At 62.5% G+C, this 1,111-nt stretch carries 2 protein-coding genes; both read right to left on the bottom strand.

Going from position 1 to position 1,111, the window contains the following annotated elements:
• Positions 1–857 (bottom strand): ACR3 family arsenite efflux transporter (arsB, locus tag GR138_RS30125; protein WP_160862937.1); only part of this gene is annotated, 857 nt, incomplete at its 3' end.
• Positions 857–1,111 (bottom strand): low molecular weight phosphatase family protein (locus tag GR138_RS30120; RefSeq protein ID WP_476749642.1); only part of this gene is annotated, 255 nt, incomplete at its 5' end. The genes arsB and GR138_RS30120, both read right to left, overlap by 1 nt.

Genomic DNA, 1,111 nt, shown 5'->3' with positions numbered 1-1,111 from the left:
CCGATCAGAGCCGATGGTCCGGCAACACAATGCCGCTCGCCGGTCATCCGATTGAGCAGATAAGCAAGCCCGGAGTTCAGATAGACTTGGATCAGGATCGGCACGGCGAGCAAGCCGATGACGGCGGGCTGGGCGATGATCTGCTCGCCCTGAAAGGCGAAGAGAAGAACCAGCGTCGCGAGCAGCGCCACCAGTGAGATCGGCTGCAACCTCGCCAGCACGCCATCCAGTGCCCGCGTCGTTCCGCCAACCGTGAGGCGGCGGCGGATGACCTGTGCGATGATGACGGGCACGACGATATAGAGGGCGACGGAGAGAACGAGCGTATCCCACGGCACGGTGATGGCGGAGAGGCCGAGCAGCAGGCCAACGATCGGAGCAAAGGCGACGACCATGATGGCATCGTTCAACGCGACCTGAGACAGCGTGAACAACGGCTCCCCGCGTGTCAGGTTGCTCCAGACGAACACCATAGCCGTGCAGGGAGCCGCGGCGAGAATGATCAGCCCCGCGATATAGGAGTCGATCTGATCGGCAGGCAGGTAGGGGCGGAATAGCCAGCCGATGAACAGCCAGCCGAGCAGCGCCATGGAGAACGGCTTGACGGCCCAGTTGATGAACAAGGTCACGCCGATACCGCGCCAGTAGGTGCCGACCTGCGCCAGAGACCGGAAATCGATCTTAAGCAGCATCGGAATGATCATCAGCCAGATCAGGATCGCGACGGGAATGTTCACCTTGGCGACCTCGGCCGCGCCGATGATCTGAACGAGACCGGGCATGAGATGGCCGAGGGCGACACCGGCGATGATGCACAGGAACACCCAGATGGTCAGATAACGCTCGAACGTGGACATCAGGCGGACTTTCCTTGCGGCGACGTCGAACCTTCCATCGCACCGATCTGGCGAAGCTTCGTCTCAAGCGCCATGTGATCGATGGATACCAGCGGCAGACTGACGAACGCTGCAATCCGGTTCTTGAGGAAACGCGCGGCCTGAGCGAAGGCGCGCTGGATCTCGACGCCCGAGCCCGTGACGGCGGCAGGATCCTCGACACCCCAATGGGCGGTCATCGGATGGCCGATCCAGACCGGACAGGCTTCGCCGGC

The organism is Shinella kummerowiae (assembly GCF_009827055.1).
Taxonomy (GTDB): domain Bacteria; phylum Pseudomonadota; class Alphaproteobacteria; order Rhizobiales; family Rhizobiaceae; genus Shinella; species Shinella kummerowiae.
The sequence above is the reverse complement of the archived record's forward strand: the minus strand, read 5'-3'. Positions and strand labels throughout refer to the sequence as shown.